At 64.6% G+C, this 21302-nt stretch carries 19 protein-coding genes and 1 tRNA gene; 8 read left to right on the forward strand and 12 right to left on the reverse strand.

The features are described 5' to 3' along the window. Positions 1-5: 5 nt before the first annotated feature. From AC5Y21_RS00095 to AC5Y21_RS00140, 10 genes are all read right to left on the reverse strand, one after another. The gene (locus tag AC5Y21_RS00095) at positions 6-944 is read right to left on the reverse strand and encodes a potassium-transporting ATPase subunit C (RefSeq protein ID WP_499908211.1); all 939 of its coding nucleotides are present in this window, start codon (positions 942-944) and stop codon (positions 6-8) included. Between the two features lies 1 nt (position 945). Next, positions 946-3138, reverse strand: coding sequence for a potassium-transporting ATPase subunit KdpB (gene kdpB / locus AC5Y21_RS00100; protein WP_499908897.1), 2193 nt, complete (start codon positions 3136-3138; stop codon positions 946-948). A gap of 28 nt (positions 3139-3166) precedes the next feature. Then, positions 3167-4837 carry a potassium-transporting ATPase subunit KdpA gene (kdpA, locus tag AC5Y21_RS00105; protein ID WP_499908213.1) on the reverse strand — a complete coding sequence of 557 codons (1671 nt, stop codon included), beginning with the start codon at positions 4835-4837 and terminating at the stop codon, positions 3167-3169. Further along, on the reverse strand, positions 4837-4926 hold the full coding sequence (locus AC5Y21_RS00110; RefSeq protein WP_499908215.1) for a potassium-transporting ATPase subunit F: 90 nt from the start codon (positions 4924-4926) through the stop codon (positions 4837-4839). Before AC5Y21_RS00110 ends, kdpA begins: the two co-directional genes overlap by 1 nt. Before the next feature lie 203 nt (positions 4927-5129). Next, complete coding sequence (locus tag AC5Y21_RS00115; protein WP_499908216.1) at positions 5130-6698, reverse strand: sensor histidine kinase; 1569 nt, start codon at positions 6696-6698, stop codon at positions 5130-5132. A gap of 8 nt (positions 6699-6706) precedes the next feature. Beyond that, positions 6707-7480 carry a response regulator transcription factor gene (locus tag AC5Y21_RS00120; RefSeq protein WP_499908218.1) on the reverse strand — a complete coding sequence of 258 codons (774 nt, stop codon included), beginning with the start codon at positions 7478-7480 and terminating at the stop codon, positions 6707-6709. 298 nt (positions 7481-7778) lie between these two features. After that, complete coding sequence (locus AC5Y21_RS00125) at positions 7779-8063, reverse strand: WXG100 family type VII secretion target (RefSeq protein WP_499908220.1); 285 nt, start codon at positions 8061-8063, stop codon at positions 7779-7781. 37 nt (positions 8064-8100) lie between these two features. After that, the gene (locus AC5Y21_RS00130; RefSeq protein WP_499908221.1) at positions 8101-8397 is read right to left on the reverse strand and encodes a WXG100 family type VII secretion target; all 297 of its coding nucleotides are present in this window, start codon (positions 8395-8397) and stop codon (positions 8101-8103) included. A gap of 50 nt (positions 8398-8447) precedes the next feature. After that, entirely contained in the window at positions 8448-9605 is a 1158-nt protein-coding gene (locus AC5Y21_RS00135) for a PPE family protein (protein WP_499908223.1), read from the reverse strand. Positions 9606-9675: 70 nt separating this feature from the next. After that, positions 9676-10518 carry a PPE family protein, SVP subgroup gene (locus AC5Y21_RS00140; protein ID WP_499908225.1) on the reverse strand — a complete coding sequence of 281 codons (843 nt, stop codon included), beginning with the start codon at positions 10516-10518 and terminating at the stop codon, positions 9676-9678. 356 nt (positions 10519-10874) lie between these two features. Here AC5Y21_RS00140 and AC5Y21_RS00145 point away from each other — a divergent pair. The 3 genes from AC5Y21_RS00145 (at position 10875) to AC5Y21_RS00155 (ending at position 13958) form a co-directional block, all read left to right on the forward strand. Further along, a tRNA-Leu gene (locus AC5Y21_RS00145) sits at positions 10875-10948 on the forward strand. A 496-nt stretch (positions 10949-11444) separates the two neighbouring features. Next, entirely contained in the window at positions 11445-11699 is a 255-nt protein-coding gene (locus AC5Y21_RS00150) for an SDR family NAD(P)-dependent oxidoreductase (protein ID WP_499908227.1), read from the forward strand. 225 nt (positions 11700-11924) lie between these two features. Further along, entirely contained in the window at positions 11925-13958 is a 2034-nt protein-coding gene (locus tag AC5Y21_RS00155) for a chloride channel protein (protein WP_499908228.1), read from the forward strand. A 378-nt stretch (positions 13959-14336) separates the two neighbouring features. Here AC5Y21_RS00155 and AC5Y21_RS00160 read toward each other — a convergent pair whose 3' ends face one another. Then, positions 14337-15707, reverse strand: a complete 1371-nt coding sequence (locus tag AC5Y21_RS00160) for an MFS transporter (RefSeq protein WP_499908229.1) — start codon at positions 15705-15707, stop codon at positions 14337-14339. Between the two features lie 88 nt (positions 15708-15795). Further along, the gene (locus AC5Y21_RS00165; protein ID WP_499908231.1) at positions 15796-16620 is read right to left on the reverse strand and encodes a class I SAM-dependent methyltransferase; all 825 of its coding nucleotides are present in this window, start codon (positions 16618-16620) and stop codon (positions 15796-15798) included. A 210-nt stretch (positions 16621-16830) separates the two neighbouring features. Here AC5Y21_RS00165 and AC5Y21_RS00170 point away from each other — a divergent pair, with 210 nt between their 5' ends. From AC5Y21_RS00170 to AC5Y21_RS00190, 5 genes are all read left to right on the forward strand, one after another. Then, on the forward strand, positions 16831-17316 hold the full coding sequence (locus tag AC5Y21_RS00170) for a MarR family transcriptional regulator (RefSeq protein ID WP_499908232.1): 486 nt from the start codon (positions 16831-16833) through the stop codon (positions 17314-17316). Between the two features lie 152 nt (positions 17317-17468). Then, the gene (locus AC5Y21_RS00175; protein ID WP_499908233.1) at positions 17469-18689 is read left to right on the forward strand and encodes a PPE family protein; all 1221 of its coding nucleotides are present in this window, start codon (positions 17469-17471) and stop codon (positions 18687-18689) included. 51 nt (positions 18690-18740) lie between these two features. After that, positions 18741-18899 (forward strand): hypothetical protein, encoded by a 159-nt coding sequence (locus tag AC5Y21_RS00180; RefSeq protein ID WP_499908235.1) that lies wholly within the window; start codon positions 18741-18743, stop codon positions 18897-18899. Positions 18900-18981: 82 nt separating this feature from the next. Then, positions 18982-20373 (forward strand): PPE family protein, encoded by a 1392-nt coding sequence (locus AC5Y21_RS00185; protein ID WP_499908236.1) that lies wholly within the window; start codon positions 18982-18984, stop codon positions 20371-20373. Between the two features lie 18 nt (positions 20374-20391). Next, on the forward strand, positions 20392-20691 hold the full coding sequence (locus AC5Y21_RS00190) for a PE family protein (protein WP_499908238.1): 300 nt from the start codon (positions 20392-20394) through the stop codon (positions 20689-20691). The last annotated feature ends 611 nt before the right edge of the window (positions 20692-21302 follow it).

Below are 21302 nucleotides of genomic sequence, written 5' to 3' on the forward strand. Positions count from 1 at the left end.
CGGCGCTAGCTCGCGACCGGATACCGGTGGTCGAGTTGCAGGTTGAGTTGCAGGACATTGATGGTCGGCTCGCCGAAGAACCCTCCTAGGTTGGCCTGAACCACCGCACGGATCTGATCCGGCGTGGCATGGCGGGCCCTGGCCACCCGGGCGACCTGTATGTCGGCGTAGGCCGGTGAGATATCCGGGTCCAGGCCGCTGGCGCTGGCCGTCACCGCGTCCGGCGGGACCCGCGGATTGTCCGGCGCAGCCCCGCGAATCGGCACCAGCTGGCCGCTCGCATAGTCCTCGCCGTAAGTTGCGCACTCGACGCGCACGCCTCGATAGATGTCCAGAAACGTCTGGCGTGTCGTTGCGCACGGTTCGTTGACGCTGACCACCCTGCTCGGGTTGACAACGTAACCACGCGAATCGCGTATCCCGATCACCGACAACACCGCGCCGACTCCGCCGCCGGTACAGAACGGACGCGCCCCGCCGTCCTTGCCCAGACCTTCTGCTTGCGCGACGGCCGCGTTGCGCGAACACACCTGTGTCAGCAGGCTCGGCTTGAAGCCGGCGTCCGTCGCGCTGGCGCCGCCCGCCAGCTTGGTCGGATCCGCAGGGATGTCGACGACGCTTTCGGGCCCCAGGTTGCTGCCGCCGCTCGACAACGGGTCATATCCATTGCCCGCCGCCGACGGCCGGCTCTGGAAGTACTGCGGCAGCGGGTTGCCGGACGCATCGGTGAAGGACTGGCCGATCAGCTTGCTGCCGACCGGTTTACCGCCGGCCGTGACGATTGACCCCTCGGCCTTGTCGTGTAAGCCGGGCAGCCCGGGAAGCCCGGGAATTAAAGTCACAAGCCAAACAAGTAGCGGATAGCCGAAACCGAGTATCACGGTCAGCACGAGCAGCGCGCGCAGCGCGGCCCAGTGTTGACGAATCGTGTTGGTGACGTTCATCTCAGGCCATCCCCGGCAGCAGTTGAACCAGCAGGTCGATGAGCTTGATCCCGACGAATGGGGCGACGATGCCGCCCAGGCCGTAGATGTAGAGGTTACGACTAAGCAGTTTCGATGCCCGGCTGGGCGTATACCGAACACCCCTGAGCGCCAACGGAATTAGCGCGACGATGACGATCGCGTTGAAAATCACCGCCGACAGGATCGCCGACTGCGGGCTGTGCAACCGCATGACGTTGAGCAGGTCCAGCCCGGGAAACAGCGCCACGAACATGGCCGGGACGATCGCGAAATACTTGGCGATGTCGTTGGCGATGGAGAACGTGGTCAGCGCGCCGCGGGTGATCAACAGCTGCTTACCGATTTCCACAATTTCGATGAGCTTGGTCGGGTCGGAGTCCAAATCCACCATGTTGCCGGCCTCTTTGGCCGCGGAGGTACCGGTGTTCATCGCCACGCCCACGTCGGCCTGAGCAAGCGCCGGGGCATCGTTGGTGCCGTCACCGGTCATCGCGACCAAGCGTCCGCCCTGCTGCTCACGCTTGATCAGCATCAGCTTGTCTTCGGGCGTCGCCTCGGCGAGGAAGTCGTCGACCCCGGCCTCGTCGGCGATCGCCTTGGCGGTCAACGGATTGTCGCCGGTGATCATCACGGTCCGGATCCCCATCAGACGCATCGCGTCGAACCGATCACGCATGCCCTGCTTGACCACATCTTTGAGGTGGATGACGCCGAGCACTTTGCCTAATTCAGCCGTTTCGGCCCCTTCGGCCGGATCACCGTCGGCGGTTCCAGCCGAGATGACCTGCCCGACAACCAGCGGGGTACCGCCGGCCGCGGCGATGCCGTCGACAATCTCCCCGAGCTCGGCCGGAACAGTGCCTCCATGACTGCGCACCCACTCGGCTACCGAATTGGCCGCGCCCTTGCGCAACTGGCGTCCGTCGAGGTCCACGCCCGACATCCGGGTCGCGGCGCTGAACTCGACCCAGGACGCGTTGGCGAGCTCTCCGGGGGTGCGCGCGCGCAGCCCGTAGACCTCCTTGGCGTAGACGACGACCGAACGGCCCTCGGGAGTTTCGTCGGCGAGGCTGGACAGCTGCGCGGCGTCGGCCAGTTCGCCAAAAGTCACCCGGATCATCGGAATGAATTCCGACGCTTGCCGATTGCCCAACGTGATCGTTCCGGTCTTGTCCAGCAACAGAGTGTTGACGTCACCGGCCGCCTCGACCGCGCGGCCGGACATGGCCAGCACGTTGCGCTGCACTAGCCGGTCCATGCCGGCGATGCCGATTGCCGACAACAGCGCGCCAATTGTGGTGGGAATCAAGCACACCAGCAGGGCCACCAGCACGATGCCGCTGATGCCGTCACCGTTGAGGGCTTCGGTGTCTGGCACACCGGGATTGTTGGCCTTGGCGTAAATCGCCAGTGGCTGCAGGGTCGCCACCGCGAACACGAAGATGATGGTCAGGGCGGCCAGCAGGATGTTGAGCGCTATCTCGTTTGGTGTCTTCTGCCGATTGGCGCCTTCGACCAATGCGATCATCCGGTCGACGAAACTCTGGCCCGGCTTCTGGGTGATCTTGACCACGATGCGGTCCGACAGCACCGTGGTGCCGCCGGTCACCGCTGAGCGGTCGCCGCCGGATTCGCGGATCACCGGCGCCGACTCACCGGTGATGGCCGACTCATCCACTGAGGCAATGCCTTCCACCACATCACCGTCGCCAGGAATAACCTCACCCGCGGCGACCACAACGATGTCGCCCTGCTGTAGCAGCGGTGCGGCGATGTCTTCCATTGCGCCGCTGGTTCTTTCCAGAAAGCCGGGAAACCAGTCCGTGAGACGGTGTGCGATGGTATCGGCCTTCGACTTGCGCAGGGTGTCGGCCTGGGCCTTGCCGCGTCCCTCGGCGACCGCTTCGGCCAGGTTGGCGAAAAGCACTGTCAGCCAGAGCCAGAAAACGGTCAGCCAGCTGAACCACGTATCGTCGCGGAACGCGAGGATCGTCGACCACACAGCGCCGATTTCCACGATGAACATCACCGGGTTGCGCCACAGGGTGCGCGGATCGAGCTTGCGCAGTGCGTCGGGTAGCGACTTCAGCAGCAAGCCCGGGTCGAGCTTGCCGCCCTGAAGCTTTTCGCCCGGTGCGTGGCCGACAGGTCGTGGCGCAGCGGTATTCGGTATGGCGGAAAACGTTGTGGCGGGCACGGTTTCAGTGGATCCCTTCGGCGAGTGGCCCAAGTGCCAGCGCGGGCAAGAAGGTGAGGGCGACCAGAATGACCGTCACACCCGCCACCAGGCCGACGAACTGAGGCTTGTGGGTGGGCAGGGTGCCACTGGATTCCGGCGTGGCGCCCTGACGGGCGAGCGATCCGGCCAGCGCCAGAACCAGAATCATCGGCAGAAAGCGGCCGAACAGCATCGCCAAGCCCAAAGCCGTGTCATACCAAACCGTATTGGCCGACAAGCCCGCGAAAGCAGAGCCGTTGTTGTTGGCGGCCGAGGTGAACGCGTAGAGCACTTCGGACAAGCCGTGCGGTCCGGTGTTGGCCATGCCGGCCCGCTGCCCCGGCAGGGCCATCGCGGTAGCCGTCCCGAGCAGGACGATGAGCGGGGTGACCAGGAAATAACCTGCGGCCAGCTTCATTTCGAGCGGTGTGATCTTCTTGCCGAGGTATTCCGGAGTCCGGCCCACCATCAACCCGGCGACGAACACCGTGATGACGGCCAGGATCAGAATGCCGTACAGGCCCGAGCCGGTACCGCCCGGCGCCACCTCACCGAGCTGCATGTTGAACATCGCCATCAGGCCGCCCAGGCCGGTCAGGGAGTCGTGCGCGGAATCGACTGCGCCGGTGGAGGTCAGCGTGGTCGCGTCGGCGAAGACGGCGGATTCGGCAACCCCGAATCGCTGCTCGACACCCTCCATCGCTGCGCCCGCTGCGGTCGGAACGGTGCCGTGGTGCTGCAACTGGAACAGCATCATGAACGTGACGCTGAAAGCGGCGATGACGCTGACGATCGCGGCGATCGCATAGCCCTGCTTCTTGCTGCCCACCATGCGGCCAAACGTGCGAGGCAGCGAGAAGCTGATCACCAGCAGCAGGAAGATCTCGATCCAGTTCGTCCATGCGGTCGGGTTCTCGAACGGATGCGCGGAGTTGGCGTTGTAGAAGCCACCGCCGTTGGTGCCCAACAGCTTGATCGCCTCTTGGCTGGCGACCGGGCCGCCGGTGATGGTTTGGTGGCCACCGGCCAGCGTGGTGACGATCTGATTGTCGAGGTGAAAGTTCTGGATGACCCCGCCGGCGACCAGAACAATCGCGCCGACGATCGAGATTGGCAGCAGGATACGCAGGGTGCCGCGGACCAGGTCCACCCAGAAGTTGCCGAGCTCGTTGGTGTGGTGGCGGGCAAACCCGCGTACCAGTGCGACCGCGACGGCCATGCCGACAGCGGCGGACACGAAATTCTGCACCGCCAAACCGGCCATTTGCACCAGATGGCCTTGCGTGGATTCGCCGGAGTAGGCCTGCCAGTTGGTGTTTGTGACGAAGCTGACGGCCGTGTTCCAGGCCAACGCGGGCGTCATCTTCGTCGCCGGGTTCCAAAGATGCAGCGGCAGCTTGTCCTGTACCAGCTGCAAGACGAACAGGAAGATGATGCTGACCGCCGAAAACGCCAGCACGCTACGGCCATACGTGGCCCACGTCTGCTCGGACTCCGGGTTGGCGCCGATCATGCGATAGATGAGACGTTCGGTCCGCGAATGCTTTTGGGAGCTGTAGACACGAAACATGTAGTCGCCCAGCGGCACGTGCACAGCGGCCAGCGCGACTACCAGCAGCGCGAGGAATACCACACCGCCCGCGGTGGCGCTCACTAGAACCGTTCCGGGAAGATCAGGGCCGCAGCAAGCAGCACGGCAATCAGGACAGCCAGCGTCAGGCCGATCAGGTTGGCGGCACTCACAGTTCCTACTTCAATCCAAGATTCAGCATGGCGCCGAGCGCGGCAAAGGCCGCCACGGTCAGCAGGAGATAGATCACCACGGACATAGCTGTCTTTCGTCAATGCGATCGTCGATCGATTGGGGGCAACACCGACCCGAAAAGCAGGACACGAATGAGGCTAGGCCCGACACCCGCACGGCGCAGTCGGCGTTAACGGTTTCTTTACGGCTTGCCCCGCGGCTTTTGCGAAATCTCGGGGTTTTCCGGCCGCGGTTCGCTACGCGACTCCGTGACCGGATCGTCGATCATGGGAATTCGCACCCGAAAGACGGTTCGGCCGTTGGCGGACTCGGCGGTGACCGAGCCATGGTGAGCTTTGACAATCGAGCTGACGATGGCAAGGCCGAGGCCGTTGCCTGCCCCGTTGGTACGGGACTTGTCGGCGCGAACGAAGCGCTGGAACAGCCGGGGGAGGATCTCGGCGTCGATGTCGGGTCCGTTGTCCTCGACCGTCAGTTCCACGAACGGCGGGTCGGCGCCGGGGTAGTAGCGGGTGATCCCGGTGGTCACCGTGACGCCGGGCGGGGTGTGTACCCGAGCGTTGGTGAGCAGGTTGCTGACGAGTTGGTGCAGCCGGGCCTGATCGCCGCGGACCCACACCGGCACGTCGGGCAGGTTTTTGACCCAATTGTGTGTCGTTGCCGCGACCGCTGCGTCGTTCACGGCGTTGATGGTGACGTCAGCCAGGTCGACGTCTTCGGTCTGCAGGTCTTCGCCCTCGCCCAGACGCGAAAGCAGCAGCAGTTGGTCGACCAGCGTCGTCATCCGCCGCGCCTCGGACTCGATGCGGGCCAGCGCGTATTCGGTGGTCGGCGGCAACGCTTCACTGTCTTGACGGGTGAGTTCGGCGTACCCCTGAATCGACGCCAGTGGGGTGCGCAGCTCGTGACTGGCGTCGGTGATGAATTGCCGCGTCCGCAGGTCGGAATCGGCGCGATGCGCCAGCGCGCTATCTACGTTGTCCAGCAAGCGGTTTAGGGTGTGGCCGACGATTCCGACTTCGTTGCCCGGGTCGGTGTCCTCTGGTCGGACTCTGATACTGATGCGGTGGTCGTCGCCGGCGAGCGGCATCACGGCGACCTCGGCGGCGGTCGCGGCGACGCGGCGCAGCGGGCGAAGGGTGAGTCCGACCACCCAGATCGTGAGTGCCGCCGTGACCAGCAGCGCGACGGTCACCAGGATCGTGGTGGTGATGTTTTTGCGCTCGATGATCTGGTGGGCAAGGCTGAGCGACACCCCGACGACCAGCACGTCGGACCCCTCGATGCTGCAGTCGACGCGGTAGGTGCCCAGGCTGCCGAGTTTTTGGGTATGCGGTGGTCCGTCGACCCACTTCTGCGCCTTGATTGCGCGGACGACGTCGGGCGGCGCCGGTCGTGATCCATCCTCGGTGAAGACCGCGGAGCCGACCACGACGCCGTCGTGCAGCACGGCGATGAGATTGCCCGGCGTTTGCCCCGGAAATTCGAGCAGTGCCTGGGCGACGGTGGGAGGGGTGGCGCGTGCCGGAGTGTGTTCGCCCTTGCGGTACCGGTCGTACGAGTGGGTGAACGCATGCAGGGACTTGGCGACCTCCGCGTCGTTCATCGTGGTGACATAGCTGCGCAGGGTCAGCACCGAGACGACGCCGACGGCGACCAGTACCACGGTGACTACGAGCAATACACCCAGCAGCAACTGGCGGCGCAGCGAACGCGGAAGCCACCTGGGGGTGTTCCGGTCGTCGCTCATTGAAGAAATTATTCTGGTGGTCGCAGCATGTATCCAACACCACGCACGGTGTGGATCATCGGGTCCCTACCCGAGTCGATCTTCTTTCGCAGGTACGAGATGTACAGATCGACGATGCTGGTGCGGCCGGCGAAGTCATAGTTCCAGACCCGGTCGAGGATCTCGGTGCGGCTCAGCGCCCGGCGGGGATTACGCATCAGGAAGCGAAGCAGCTCGAACTCGGTCGAGGAAAGCGATATGGCCTGCCCCCCGCGCGTGACTTCCCGGCTGGCGGTGTCGACTTTCAGATCGCCGACTTTGAGCGACTCGCCGGCCGGCGGGCTCTGCTGGCTGGACCGTCGTAGCAAACCCCGAAGCCGGGCGACCAGCTCCTCCAGGCTGAACGGCTTGGTCATGTAGTCGTCGGCGCCGGCGGTGAGCCCGGTGACCCGGTCCATGACGGAGTCGCGCGCGGTGAGGAACAGGGTGGGTGTGTAGGCGTCGGATTCGCGCACCCGCCGCAGAATGTGCAGTCCATCCACGTCAGGCAGCATGATGTCGAGGACCAGGACGTCCGGAGAGACTTTGTCGAACTTGGCTATGGCGTCGCGTCCGTTGTGGGCGATTTCGACGTCCCAGCCTTCGTAGTGCAGCGCCATCTTGACCAGATTGGTCAGCGCCGGTTCGTCATCCACCAGCAAAACACGGATCGGTGACCCGTCGGCTCGATAGATGCGTGGCAACTGCCCGAGGATGGCCTGGCGTGGCCGCTGGTTGCTCGCGTAACCCGTTATTGCGGTCATCGGTTTCATTCTTCCTGGGCCATATGCGGTTGTCACCGACTTCATAGAGTACTCAAATGTAAGCGGGTCCGGCGGCTGGCGGTTCGCGCGGCATGTTTGCGCCTCATATGTGCCGTATACAGTCGGTTCAAGGTGACTCGCGACCCGAAGAGACTGTGATGCATGGCGATTCGCGAGTAGAGCGCAAAATCGTCAATCCGCGAATAGCTTTCATTCTCGACGGGACGCTATGGATTGCGCGAGCAGACGCAAAGCCCCCAAATCCGGTGGGATTTGGGGGCTTTGCGTCTGCTCGGCACTAGGCCCAGCTGGACCCGACCGCGCTGTCCGTGCTGGCCATGTTGCTGCCGGCCGCTTGGACCTTCTGGCCGTGGGCGTTGGCCTGCTCGTAAATCACCTGGAAGTTGCGTCCCAACTGGGTGATGAACTCCTGGCAGGCCACCGAACCGGCACCACCCCAGAAGTCACCGGCAGCAAGCACATCGCTGACGATGGCCTGGTGCTCGGACTCTAACGAGGCAGCCTGGGCACGGATCAATGCGCCATGCGCGTCGACGTCGCCGAACTGGTAGTTAATGGTCATCTCGGTGTTCTCCTATCGTCAGAAAAGGGGTCGGCAGCTAGCTGCTCAGGATGTGCTGAGAGGCCTGCTCTTGCTGCTCGTAGTTGTTGGCGTCACGGATCAAGCCATCGCGTACCCCGTGCAGCATGTTCACGATGTTGCGAAACGCCGTATTCATCTGACCCATGGTGTCGTAGGAGGTCGCCTCGGCGGCGCCACTCCAGCCCGCACCCGAGATGTTCTGCGACGACGCCCACATGCGGCGGGCCTCGTCCTCAACGGTCTGGGCGTGGGTCTCAAAACGCCCCGCCATCGCCCGCATCGCGTGCGGGTCAGTCATAAAGCGCGTTGCCATATGAATCTCTCCTTATCTCGAAGTTTTCGGTTGCGAAAGCCGTTTCCCGATCAGACGACGACCTGTTTGGGCATGACGATCGGCTTGAAGCCGTACCGCGGTCCGGCGAAGGCACCGGCACCCTTGGCGCCCGCGACCATGCCTGGCATTCCGGGCATGGCGGCGATCGGCGCGGCTTCCTCGGCGGCGACGGTCCAGCCGGTCCCTTCGGCAACCGTCGCGCCGACGGTGGTCGCGGGGACGGCGCTAGACCAGCCGGCCGGCACCGACAGTCCACCGACCGTGGCGGCCTCGCCCATGCCCGCAGCGGCCGCTGCGCCCAAGCCCGTCGGCGCCACCGCGCCCACCGCGGCTCCTTCCGCCGCCGCGGCCGCATTGGCGGCGGCGGGCGCTGCAGCCGCGACGTCGATCCCTGGCACGACGCCCATGGTTTTACCCAGCATTGCCGCGTTCGGGATGGCGTTCATCGTGAACCATGCCGCGGTGTTCACCGCGCCATTTATGCCATTGAAGACGAACGGGGTTCCGAGGAAGCCGTCAAGCGAAGTGATGAGGCCGCCACCGCTGCCGAGACTCAGCGCCGGGGTAGCCGACGACACCACGTTCGTCAACGCCTGGACAGGGGTCGACGCCGTGGCCTGGGCGACCGACGCTGCCTGCAGGGCCGGTCCGGCTGGATTGGTGGCCGGCGCCATCGGCGTCATCGGCTGAAGGACCCCGGCCGCCAGCGAGGCGGCCTGGTAGGTGGACATCATCGTGGCGTCTTGGACCCACATTTCGGCATATTGGGCTTCGCACGCCATGATCGCGGCCGTATTCACGCCCAGGAAGTTCGTAGCGACGAGCGTTGCCAGCAAAGACCTGTTGGCGGCGATAACCGGCGGGGGGACGGTAGCCGCAAACGCCGCTTCATAAGCTGCCGCCGATGCCGTGGCCTGGGCGCCCGCCTGCTCGGCCGCCGCCGCCGAGGTGGTCAGCCAGGTCACGATGGGCTGGGCGGCAACTCCCGCTGCGGCCGACCCGGCTCCCGTCCATTGCTCGGTGGTCAGTGCCGTGATGATCGATTCCCATTGAGTCGCCGTGGTGCTCAGCTCGGCGGCCAGGTTGTGCCAAGCCGTCGCGGCGGCCATCAGCGGCCCTGCGCCCGCGCCGGCGTACATCAGGGCCGACGTGATTTCAGGTGGTATGGCTGCGAATTCAAACACCATTGTTCTGTATCCCTTTGTTAACTGAATTCGGCTGGTTGTTGACTACGTGCGGCCGCATCGGCGCGGATCCTTAAACGGCCGTCGGCTTGGGCATGACGATGGGCTTCACGCCGTAGCGCGGTGCGCCGAAGCCCGCGCTGTTTCGTCCGCCCGTAACCATCCCGGGCATCCCGGGCACGATCCCCCCGGCGCCGGCCTGTGGCACGGCGGCGGTCAAGCCGACTGTCTCGACGGCAGTGGCAGAGCTGGTTGCCGAAGTTGCCGCGCCGGCCCAGCTGGGCGGCACCGACAACTTGTTGCCCACCATGCTTGCTTGGCCCACGGCGGCCACCGGCATCGCGCCCATGCCGGCGCCGACCGGACTCGTCGCGCCCACGACATCGGCAGCGCCGGCTGCGCCGGCAGCGTCTGCGGCGGCGTCGGCAGCAGGTGCATTTACCAGACCACCAAGACCGAGCAGGTCAGACCCGGCGGAAGCCCAGTTGCCGCCGCCGATGTTGAATATGTTGGCCAGGTTGCCTGACAGGCTGAACGGTGTGCCATTGAGGCTTCCGGAGGGGCCGCCGAGGAGCCCGGAAATGATGTCGATGATATTTTGCCCGCCGGCGGAAGATGCGGCGGCCTGGGCCGCGTTGGCGGCCTCGGTGGCGCTGTAGGTGGTCGAGCTGGTGCCCAGGGTGCTTACGTACTGCTCTTGAATAGTCTGAGCTTCCCCGGCGATCTGCTGGTACAGGGTGCCGTACGCCGCAAAGATTCCCGCCTGCTGAGCCGACACGGGGTCGGCGGCTGCGGGCAGGATGGCCGTGGTCGGGGCTGCGGAGCCCAGGTTCTGCGCCGTCAGGTTGGTGGTGATTCCCTCTAGCAGCGCCTGTGCGGCCAGCAACTCTTCAGGCAGTGCTGTCAGAAACGACATCGATTGCTCCTAGTTGTTCGAAAGTGCCGATCCCAGGCGGTGAATCGGACTCTGTGTGTTCTCATAACGGCCCCTGTGCGTTGGCGTAAGGCTAATGACCCATGACTCCACATTCCCGATCGAAATGGCTAGGGTGACAGCCGTTTACGGCTTCTTAACGAAGAGGCTCGCAGTTTTAACAAGCTCCGGACGGGCGACACAGGGGTGTCATCTGCGTTGGGACAGCAAACCGAGAAGACACGCGCGGCGCGCGGATCCTACTAGAAGCGGGCCTGTGACGCACATCGCTGATTTGGCGTGTTATTGAGGGATGCGGCGCCACGGATCCAGACTCGGCGGGTTAGATTCGCCGCCGGGCCCCCATAGCCCAATTGGCAGAGGCAGCGGACTTAAAATCCGTCCAGTGTCGGTTCGAGTCCGACTGGGGGCACGGTGTTCGAGAGCGTCGGCAACCCGCGCTAAGTCATCAGGGAATAGATGCCTGTAGCGGTCCGGGGTGATGGTTGCCGTCTTGTGGCCCAACAGAGTTCGATCACCGGACGAAACGACTCGGCCAATTCACGAAGCTGCCCAAGCAAGGCGGAGTTCTACCTCAGCGGAGATGCCGCGAGCGCTTGGGCCCAAGCCGGCGACCGGCCACCGTTCTGGATTGCCATCGACCCTGGAGCACGGTGCGCCCCCACGGCGCCGAGCCCCATCTACCTCGTAAGCAAGCCAAAGGTGCCGTCGTCTCGTTCGCCGGTCGCGCACCCGAACCGCACTCCGAACTCAACGAAAAGCCGATCATGGTGCCCGTCTGGCTGAAGCGAATCGAAAAGTGGTTCCTGATACGGGCAGTCAGGAGGCGCGAGAATGGTTGGTGCGCCAGCTTCCGATCGTGGCCTTCCGCCCGGGAATCGAGGCCGACCCGCCGGTAGGGTGAGGAGATGTCACGCACGACCCGCATCGACCGCACGATCCTGGTGACCCGTGCGTCGTCGGGGATCGGATTGGCGACGGCCCGGTTGTTTGCCGACGGTGCAGCCAGAGTCTTCGGCACATCGCGACGTGATTGCGCCGGTCCCGACGGGGTGACGATGGTCCGGCTCAACGTCGGCTCCGACGAGTCCGTTTGGCGGTGCATCGACGAGATCGCGTCCCGCGCAGGCCATCTCGACGTTCTGGACAACAACGCCGGGTGATGCACGAGGGATTCGCCGAGGAGACGGAGCCAGCAGATGCCGCGGTGGTGTTCGGACGCCGCCAACTACTCCTTAACCACATTGGCCGCGCCATCGACAGGCCCCCGGCCGGACGCCTCATCGTGGAATGTTGCCGAGGGTAGAGCAGCACCGCGGAATGGCCGATCTTGAGATGGTCCGATAGCGGAAAATGAGATGGTCCGATAGCGGAAAGGGTGAAGGCGATTGGAGCAGGAAAAGGCGGCTACTGATCCGGCGCGGATCTCGCGATCGGTGCCCGACGCGGTGCGACGAGTGGCCGGCTGGTTGCGCGCAAATCGCCTCGGACTGTTCTGCGTCGCGATCGTGGTGGGGGTGAGTGCCGGGCTTGGTGCGGTGGCGTTCCGCTACCTGATTTTTGGATTCACCTGGCTGGCCACCGGACACACCGAGTTCGGGCAGCAGGGCTGGGTGGGTAGCGACAACCTGCCCTGGCTCGGCGTCGGGTTCTTTGTGGTCATCCCGGTCGTCGGCGGATTACTGTACGGGCCGTTGATCTCACGATTCGCGGGCGAGGCCCGCGGCCACGGTGTGCCAGAAGTGATGATCGCAGTGGCGGAGAACGGTGGTCGCATCCGTCCCCAGGTGACCGTGGTGAAGGCGCTCGCCTCGGCACTATGCATCGGCGCGGGAGGCTCGGTCGGTCGGGAAGGTCCGATCGTCCAGATCGGCGCGGCGCTGGCGTCCAGCCTTGGCCAGTGGGTACGTATGCCGGAGAACCGGCTGCGGGTGTTGGTGGCTTGCGGGGCAGCCGGCGGTATCTCCGCCACGTTCAATGCCCCCATTACTGGGGTGTTCTTCGCCATCGAACTGATCCTGCGGGACCTCGCCGTCGAGGCCATCTTCGCCGTCATGATTTCGGCGATGGTTGCGGACGTGATCGCCCGGGTTTTCTTCGGCTCGGCACCTTTCCTCACCCAGATCCCCGCAGGCATTGGGCTGGACCACATCGCTAACTACCTTTTGGTGGCACTCCTCGCAGCGATCGCCGGATTGATCGGGATTTTCTTTACGAAGGTCTTGTACAAGACCGAGGATTTATGCGATCGGGTGTGGCGTCGCCGTCCGGAATGGGCACGGCCGGCAGTTGGCGGCATCGTGTTCGGCCTGTTGCTGCTGGCGGTTCCACAACTGTACGGAGTGGGCTACCCCGTGCTGTACGCCGCCTTCGCCGGCCACTATGCGCTGTGGTTCCTGGTAATTCTCGCCGCGGGCAAGATGTTGGCCTGCAGCCTGACCATCGGGATCGGCGGGTCCGGCGGTGTGTTCGCACCCTCGCTGTTCATCGGGGCCACTTCCGGTATGGCCTTCGGGCTAGCCGTCCACCAGCTGATCGGCCCAGGGGTCGGGGAACCCGCCCTATATGCGATTATCGGGATGGGCGCGGTGTTCGCGTCTGCCGCGCGGGCTCCGCTCACTGCGCTGGCCAGCACTGTCGAGATGACCGGGGACTTCACACTCACCCTGCCCGTCATGTTGGCCGTCGCCGTCGCCACGACCGTGTCCCGCGCGCTGTCCTACGGCACGATATACACCACCAAACTTCTGCGTCGCGGCACTGACATCGACCGTCCCGCCCCCGCCCAAGCGTTCGTCGCCCTCACCGCCGCCGACGCCATGCACCGGTTCACCACCCCGCTGGATATCGCCCGCCGGGCGGGAGATGGTGACCGGGACTGGACGGCTCTGCTCGGCCCCGTCAGCCGGGTGCGCGAACCCCAGGCGTTGTTCGCCAACGACAACCTAGCCCAATCCCTGCGACAGCTCGTTCTCTATGGCCGTGATGGGCTCCCGGTCATCGACACAGACGCGCGCCGCGTTCAGGGTTGGCTGACCAACCAGAACGTGCTGCGCGCGGTAAGTGCCTACCTCGCCGACGCGGAACCGGAGATAGCCGCCAGCCGCACCGCCGCCAGCTGGGCCGACCCGCACGCGGTAGCCGCCGAACACGATCTGCGCAGCCAACTCGCCGGGTACCACATCGTCGAGCGCACGCTCGGGCCCGACTCGGCCGCCGTCGGCCGTACCCTCGGTGAACTCGACTGGCCAGCCGGACACCTCCCCGTGTCGATCCTCCACGACCGCCAGCTCGTCGAGGCCGACCCTACGGTCCGGCTCACCACGGGGGACCGCATCAACATCCTCGTCCCCGCCGTAGAGGCGAGCCGCTCGAGGCCGAGATCGTCACCGGGAAGTCAGGATTCGGATAGCCGCAGGTAACAGACGCTGTGGGATCCCGACGGAGGAGAGCCGTCACATCGGGTTCGGATAGTTCATCCGCGGTACCTGTGTTGTGTCGGGCACTCGACCAGGACTACTGGACCGCCCTCAATCCAGAAACGCGATCAGGGTCAACCCGGCCCGGCGGCGCTATCGTCTGAACTCGACGCCGGCCTGCTGAAGAAGCGAGACGACGTTGTAAGACTCGCGATCGAATCTAACGTCTCTTCAAACCAAAGTCGCTCGCTGATGCATAGTGCGCCCCTGGTACTCGCATATCGTCCACGAGGAAGCAGCCTTGGTGGCGGCAGCTAGCCCGGCCACAAGCGGCGCGACGGCGGCTCAAACCTGATGTGAGACTCGTTTCTGCGTGAGCGCCTATGGCTGCTCGGTCGCCGTTGGGGCGCTCCGACGTACATACCTTGTCCACGCCACGATGGCGGCGATGACGTAGAACACCAGGAAAATCCAAAACGCCGACGTCTCGGTGCCGGTGGCCAGGTAGGACTGCCGCAATGCCAGATTGATTCCCACACCGCCGAGCGCTCCGAACGCCGCAACGAAGCCGATCACCGCCCCGGAAATGGCTTGAGACCAGCGGCGGCGTTCGGATTCGTCGATGTCGAGTTGGTGGCTGCGTGCTTCGAAAACCGACGGGATCATCTTGTATACCGACCCGTTGCCCAATCCGGCCAGGAAGAACAGGACCATGAAGCTGACGACGTAGCCGACCAGGGTCGCCGCGGCCATTGGGCCTTGAGTGCGGTCATCGAGGGTGCTGATAGTGACCAGCAGTCCGGTGGTCAACGCCATGGCGGCCAGCACCGCCAGGGTGACGCGGCTGCCGCCGAGGCGGTCGGCCAGCCTGCCGCCGTAAATTCTTGCCAGCGACCCTAGCGCCGGCCCGATGAACGCGAATTCGGCGGCGTGCCGAGAGGCTGCCGCAGCGCTTTGCCCGCCGGCCATGAAGTTGTACTGCAGCACCAGGCCGAAGGCGAACGAGAACCCAATCCATGATCCGAAAGTGCCGAGGTAGAGCAGCGCGAGTAGCCACGTGTCGCGCTCGGTGAGGATCGCGCGTAGGTGGCTAACCTCGGTCGGATGATCCAGGTTATCCATGAAATGAGCCGCGCCGAGGGCGACGATCGTCAGCAGCGTCAAATAAAGCCCACACACCCAGAATGGCTGGCGATGGCCGGCCACCACGATCACCAGCAATCCCACCAACTGGATCACCGGCACTCCAAGATTGCCGACCCCAGCGTTAAACCCCAGCGCCGAGCCTTTGAGTCGCTGCGGGTAGAAGGCGTTGGTATTGGTCAGCGATGCGGCGTAGTTGGCGCCGCCGCCGCCGGTCACCGCCGCACACACCAGATATGGCCACAGCGGCAGGCCAGGGTTAGCTAGCAACAAGATTGTGCCGACGGTGGGCAACAGCAGCACCAGTATCGAAAACACGGTCCAGTTGCGGCCGCCGAAGGTCGCGATGCCAAAGGAATAGGGGAGGCGCAGGCAGGCAGCGACGAAAGTGGCGGTGGCGCCAAGCAAAAATTTGTCGGCCGCGGAAAAGCCGTACACGTTCTGCGGCATGAACAGCACCATCACCGGCCACAGGGTCCAGATCCCGAAGGCGATGTGGTCGCATGCGACGACCCAGAGCAGATTTCGACGAGCGATGGCCTTGTTACCGCTCTCCCACGCGGCGGTGTCTTCGGGATCCCAGTTTCGGATGCTATGCGAGCCGGCCATGCCCTCTTCACCTTTCCTGCAGCGTGTCCTCAACGAGGAGGACATCGCGCTTTCGGTTGCATACGCAGCACGTGCCGAATGGTCCGGCTCATCGTTTTTCTGCAGTGACGAGCAGGTATTCCCACTCCATGACGTCGTTGTGGAGGTGGCGTTGGGCGAGTTCAGTGAGTTGGGCATCGAGTGCGGCGCTAAGCACGGGATTGTCGCCGATGTTGCGGTAGGCGTTGATCGTCGGGCCGTAATGGGTCTTGAAGTATTCGTGGATCGTCTCGGCGCTGCGGAAGCGGTCCACCCTTAGCGTTTTACGCTGGGTACTGATTTTCCTGACTCCGTCTCCCAGCAACCCGCTGACATAGTCCTCGCGCCCCCACAACGCTGCCGGCGGCACGCCCGGCAACATAATCGGCCTATACGGCCTGATCGTGGCCAGCATTTGGCCGAAGAATCCTTCATGCGTCCAGCTGATCAGCCCGATCGTGCCCCCGGATCGAGTGACCCGCACCAGCTCGTTGGCCGCAAGCTGATGATGCGGTGCGAACATCACGCCGATCGCGGATATCACGGCGTCGAACTCGCCGTCGGAGAACGGCAGGGCTTCGGCATTGGCTTCGCGCCACTCAAGCGTGAGACCGCGCTCGGCAGCCCGCTTTTGGGAGCGGTACAGCAGCTCTGGCGTGAGATCGCTGGAAACGACTGTGGCACCCGTCATGGCGGCGGGGATCGAGATATTGCCTGATCCGGCAGCGACGTCGAGCACCCGATCGCCCGGGCCAATACCGGTAGCGCCCACCAGCACCGGGCCTAGGGGGGCCATCACCTGCTCGGCCATCAGCGCGTAGTCGCCGAGCGCCCACACCGCCCGGTGGTCGCTCGCCAAGGTGTGATCTTCGCCTGTAGTGGTGTCGATGTCCATCGGGGCCTCCAAAGAAGAGAAGAGGGAGTCTGCTGCGACGTCCTCGTCGGCGGGGCGGCGGACTGCACGCCCACAGTGAATGATGCCGCCGCTGATAGTAGCACTAAGAAATTATTTATAGCTCTGATAGTAGAATCCTGCTAATATTGCCTTATACGCGCGTGCGGGGCGCGAAGAGCACGTTGACCGGCTCGGACAAGGGGAGCACCGATGCCCACCAAACACGCGACGGTAATTGATGAGTCACTCGATGCGATCACCGACGGGTTGCTGACCGCATCACGACTGCTGGTGGCTATTTCGGCTCACTCGATTGCTTCGGTCGACGAGACCATTACGATTCCGCAGTTTCGTACCCTGGTGATCTTGTCCAACCGAGGCCCGATGAACCTCGCCACGCTGGCGGGACTGCTGGGTGGGAAACCATCGGCCACCGGCCGGATGGTGGACCGGCTTGTTGGCGCCGGACTCATCGACCGGCTGCCGCATCCCACCTCGCGGCGCGAACTGCTGGCCGCGCTCACCACGCGGGGCCGCAAGGTAGTGCGCCAGGTCACCTCGCACCGACGGGCTGAAATCGCCGGCATCGTCGAAAAGATGCCAGCGCCAGAACGCCGGGGGCTGGTCCGTGCCCTCACAGCGTTTACCGCCGCCGGCGGTGAGCCCGCCGCTTACCTGGAAGACCTCGACACGTAGGCCGAGCCGATCACCTGGCGACCGTCGTGGGGTCAGGTTATGTAGCCGCAGAGGAGAAACAGCACAGTGTGGATCATCAGTGCCGGATACGGCCGGTCGGGGCGGGTCACCGTGAGTCCGATCACCTCGCGGTTTAGTTGCGTGGTTTAGCAATGGATTTCGGAATGTTGCCGCCAGAGGTCAACTCCGGTCGCATGTATGCCGGTGCAGGGTCGGGTTCGATGTTGGCCGCCGCGGCAGCCTGGGATGGGTTGGCCGCCCAACTGCACTCGGCGGCGGCCTCCTACGCGTCGATAGTCTCTAACTTGACCGGCTGGTGGCGGGGTCCATCGTCGGCCACGATGGCAGCGGCGGCCGCGCCTTACACAGCGTGGATGAGTGCGACCGGCGCCCAGGCCGAGCAGACCGCCAACCAGGCCCGGTCGGCGGCAGCCGCCTATGAAGCCGCGTTCGCCGCAACGGTGCCACCGCCGATGATCGCGGCCAACCGCGCACAGTTGATGGCCCTGATCGCAACCAACATTTTCGGTCAAAACACGCCTGCGATCATGGCCACCGAAGCCCAGTACGCCGAGATGTGGGCCCAAGATGCTGCAGTGATGTACGGCTACGCCGGCTTTTCGGCAACCGCCGCACAGGTGACGCCATTTAGCCAGCCGCCGCAGACCGCCAACGCGGACGGGCTTGCCGGCCAGGCCGCTGCGGTCGCCCAAGCCACCGGGACGTCCGCCGGCACTAACGCACAATCGACGTTGCCGCAGCTGATGTCTGCGGTGCCGCAGTCACTACAAAGCCTCGCAACACCGGTCGCGGCTGATCCGCCGTCGCTGCTCTCACTCGACCAGTTTCTCATTGGTCCGTTAGGGCCCCTTTCGTTGTACGGCACTGGCGGCGGCCCGTATCTATTAGGTCTAGCAGGTTATCTGCTGCCCCAAAACGGGGCGAACCTGACCAGCGCGGCCGGAAGGCTCGAAAGGGACCGGTTGAAGTCGGGGCTGGGTCCCGAGTTTGGTTTGGGGACGCGAGTGGTGGGCTCAGCAGGTGGGGCTGGAGTCTCGGCGGGCATGGGCCGCGCCGGCTTGGTCGGAAGCCTTTCGGTGCCGCAAAGTTGGGCCGCGGCCGCGCCAGCGGTCAGACCGCTCGCCGCAGTGTTGCCCGAAACCAGTCTCGGTGCCGCTCCGGCGGCGCTCGCGGCAGACGGCCCGGGAAGCCTGTTCAGCAATATGGCCTGGTCCGGCATGGCCGGACGCGCCATGGTCGGCACCGGTGGTAGCCCTGCCCGGTCCTTCGGCGTAGGGGGCGGCGCTGCTGTTGGAGGGGCTGCCACGACGGCCACCATCATCGTGATACCCGCCGACGACGCAGAGGAATAGCCGCCGTTGCATCGCCCTACCGGCCCGGACCTGAATTGTTGGAGACCTTCGATGACCTTCGACCGCAAGATCGACTTCTACCCCGCCACGATTGGCTCGGTGGCCATGGCGTCGACGACTGAAAGCACGGCGATCGTGCGCAAAGTGCTTGTCGCTCAGGCTTTACAGACGGTGCTCGATCAAAACAAGGAGGACAGATGTCTGTGGTGACTATGCAGCGGGAAATGTTGGCGGCCGCGACCAGGCGTGCACCGAGGCCGCCGACACGCGTGCGGAGGGCTACGGGGTCGTGATGGATTTTGGGGCGTTGCCGCCCGAGGTCAACTCGGGCCGGATGTACACCGGTCCCGGGTCAGGGTCCATGGTTGCCGCGGCGGCGGCGTGGGATGGGTTGGCCGCCCAGTTGCGCTCGACCGCCGCCTCCTACTCCTCGGTGATTTCAGGGCTGACTGCTGGGTGGCAGGGTCCGTCATCGACGACGATGACGGCTGCGGCCGCACCGTACGCGGCGTGGATGAGTACCACCGCGGCGCAGGCCGAGCAGGCAGCCACCCAAGCCAGGACGGCAGCGGCTGCCTATGAGACCGCATTCGCAGCGACCGTGCCCCCGCCGGTGATCGCGGCAAACCGCAGTCAGCTGTCGTCGTTGGTGGCGACCAACATTTTGGGCCAGAATACGTCGGCGATTGCGGCCACCGAGGCGCAGTACGGGGCCATGTGGGCCCAAGACGCGGCCGCAATGTACGGCTATGCCGGTTCCTCGGCGACCGTCACCCGGTTGACACCGTTTAGCCCCCCGCCGCAGACCACCAACGCGGACGGGCTTCCCGGCCAGGCCGCTGCGGTCGCCCAAGCCACTGGGACGTCCGCCGGCACTAACGCACAATCGACGTTGCCGCAGCTGATGTCGGCGACGCCGCAAGCGCTGCAAAGCCTCGCGACACCGGCGGCGGCTGATCCGCCGTCGCCGCAATCATTGACGAATTTGCTGAGCGGCCTGAATTCATCTCCCTTGGCGCTCGCCGCCGGGAATATTGAGTTCATCGCCAAAGGAGCCACCCCGGCTAGCGACGCAATGGTCAGTAACAGCGTGGTCTTGGTGGCCGCGGCACGGACCATCAATGACAGGGCGGTCGAACTAGAGGGTCCGCTGTTCGCGGAGCTTGGTTCGGGCACGCAGGCATTGGGAGCAGCCGCCCTGGCGGGCGGGTCCGGGGTATCGGCGGGTGTCGGGAGCGCGGGCTTGGTGGGGGCATTGTCGGTGCCGCCGAGCTGGGCCACGGCCACTCCGACGATCAGGTTGGCCGCCAGCGTCTTGCAGGGTACCAGCACGGTTGCCGCGCCGGTGGTCATGGATACCGCCGGAGGCCTTTGCGGTCAGATGGCTCTGGCAAGCCTGGCCGGAAGCGCCGTGGGCGGTACCGTTCCCCGCGCGATGGCCGGACAGCCCGCCCGCGGACTGGGTCGTCCCATGTCGGCTAAGGACGGCAAAAATCCGGAAAAACTCGAACGCGTCTTGGCTGAACTGTCGCAAAAGCCGGAGTCGGTGCAGCACTGGCACACCGATAAGGCGCATCTGGAAGGCCTCTTAGAGGAACTGTCGACGAAGCCGGGCGTCCACGCCGTGCACTTGTCGTCCACCAACAATCCCAAGCCCTCACCACCTAAACCCAAGTGGGGATAGCAAGAAAGGAAAAGCGAAATGTCTTTCGTAACAGCACAACCGGAGCTGCTGGCCGCCGCGGCCGCCGACTTGCAAGGTGTCGGCTTGGCACTGTCGGCCGAGAACGCGATCGCAGCAGCTCCCACCACAGGGGTGGTTCCCGCTGCAGCCGACGAGGTCTCAGCGCTAACAGCCGCACAGTTCACCGCCCACGCCGCCAACTACCAGGCAATAAGCGCCCAAGCCGCCACGATCCACGAGATGTTCGTCAACGCCCTGAGCACTAGCGCCGGGTCGTACGCGGCAACTGAGGCCGCTAACGCGCTCGCGGCAAGCTAGCACCGGCGGCTCACACAATCAATCGAGTAGCCCGGCCGGGTGACGGCTTTTGACGGTGTCAGCCACACCGTATTACCGCACGTCAAAGGGATTTACGGTTGTTAGGTCCGCTAGGTGGACAAGTTCCCTTACGCAGCCGATGCGCAGCCTGCGAGGGGTCAGTCACGGCGGCAGTCGCCACAGCGCTGTGCCCTGTACGCGTGGCAGCACTGGACGCCCTGCAATTGGGCGCCGCGCCCGGTGCCGATATCCCGCGTGTGCCAGTAGGAACACCAGGGACCCTCTGAGTCACGCTGAATCACGCAAACACCGGACTTCTGCCAAAAATTTAGCCAACGGTGGTGAGGTTTTGCGCGCCGATTTTTGCTCTCGCTGAAACAACTCCATCGCCCCTTCTGACCGCAAATCATCTTTGCCGCAACGTATTTCCATTCTCGACCTTCGACTCCGACCACACCCCCACAGCTATGGGCGCTTGCGAAGCCCGTCGTCAGGGCGAACTCTGCGACATGAGTTAGCGCCGACGTAAGGCGATAACCAAATGGCTTGACATCGTTCGGCTCCGTCCAAAAACTCGCCAACCGCAGTAAGTTGGTCGCGATCGCTGCCCG

It is taken from the genome of Mycobacterium sp. NGS41, from assembly GCF_059812725.1.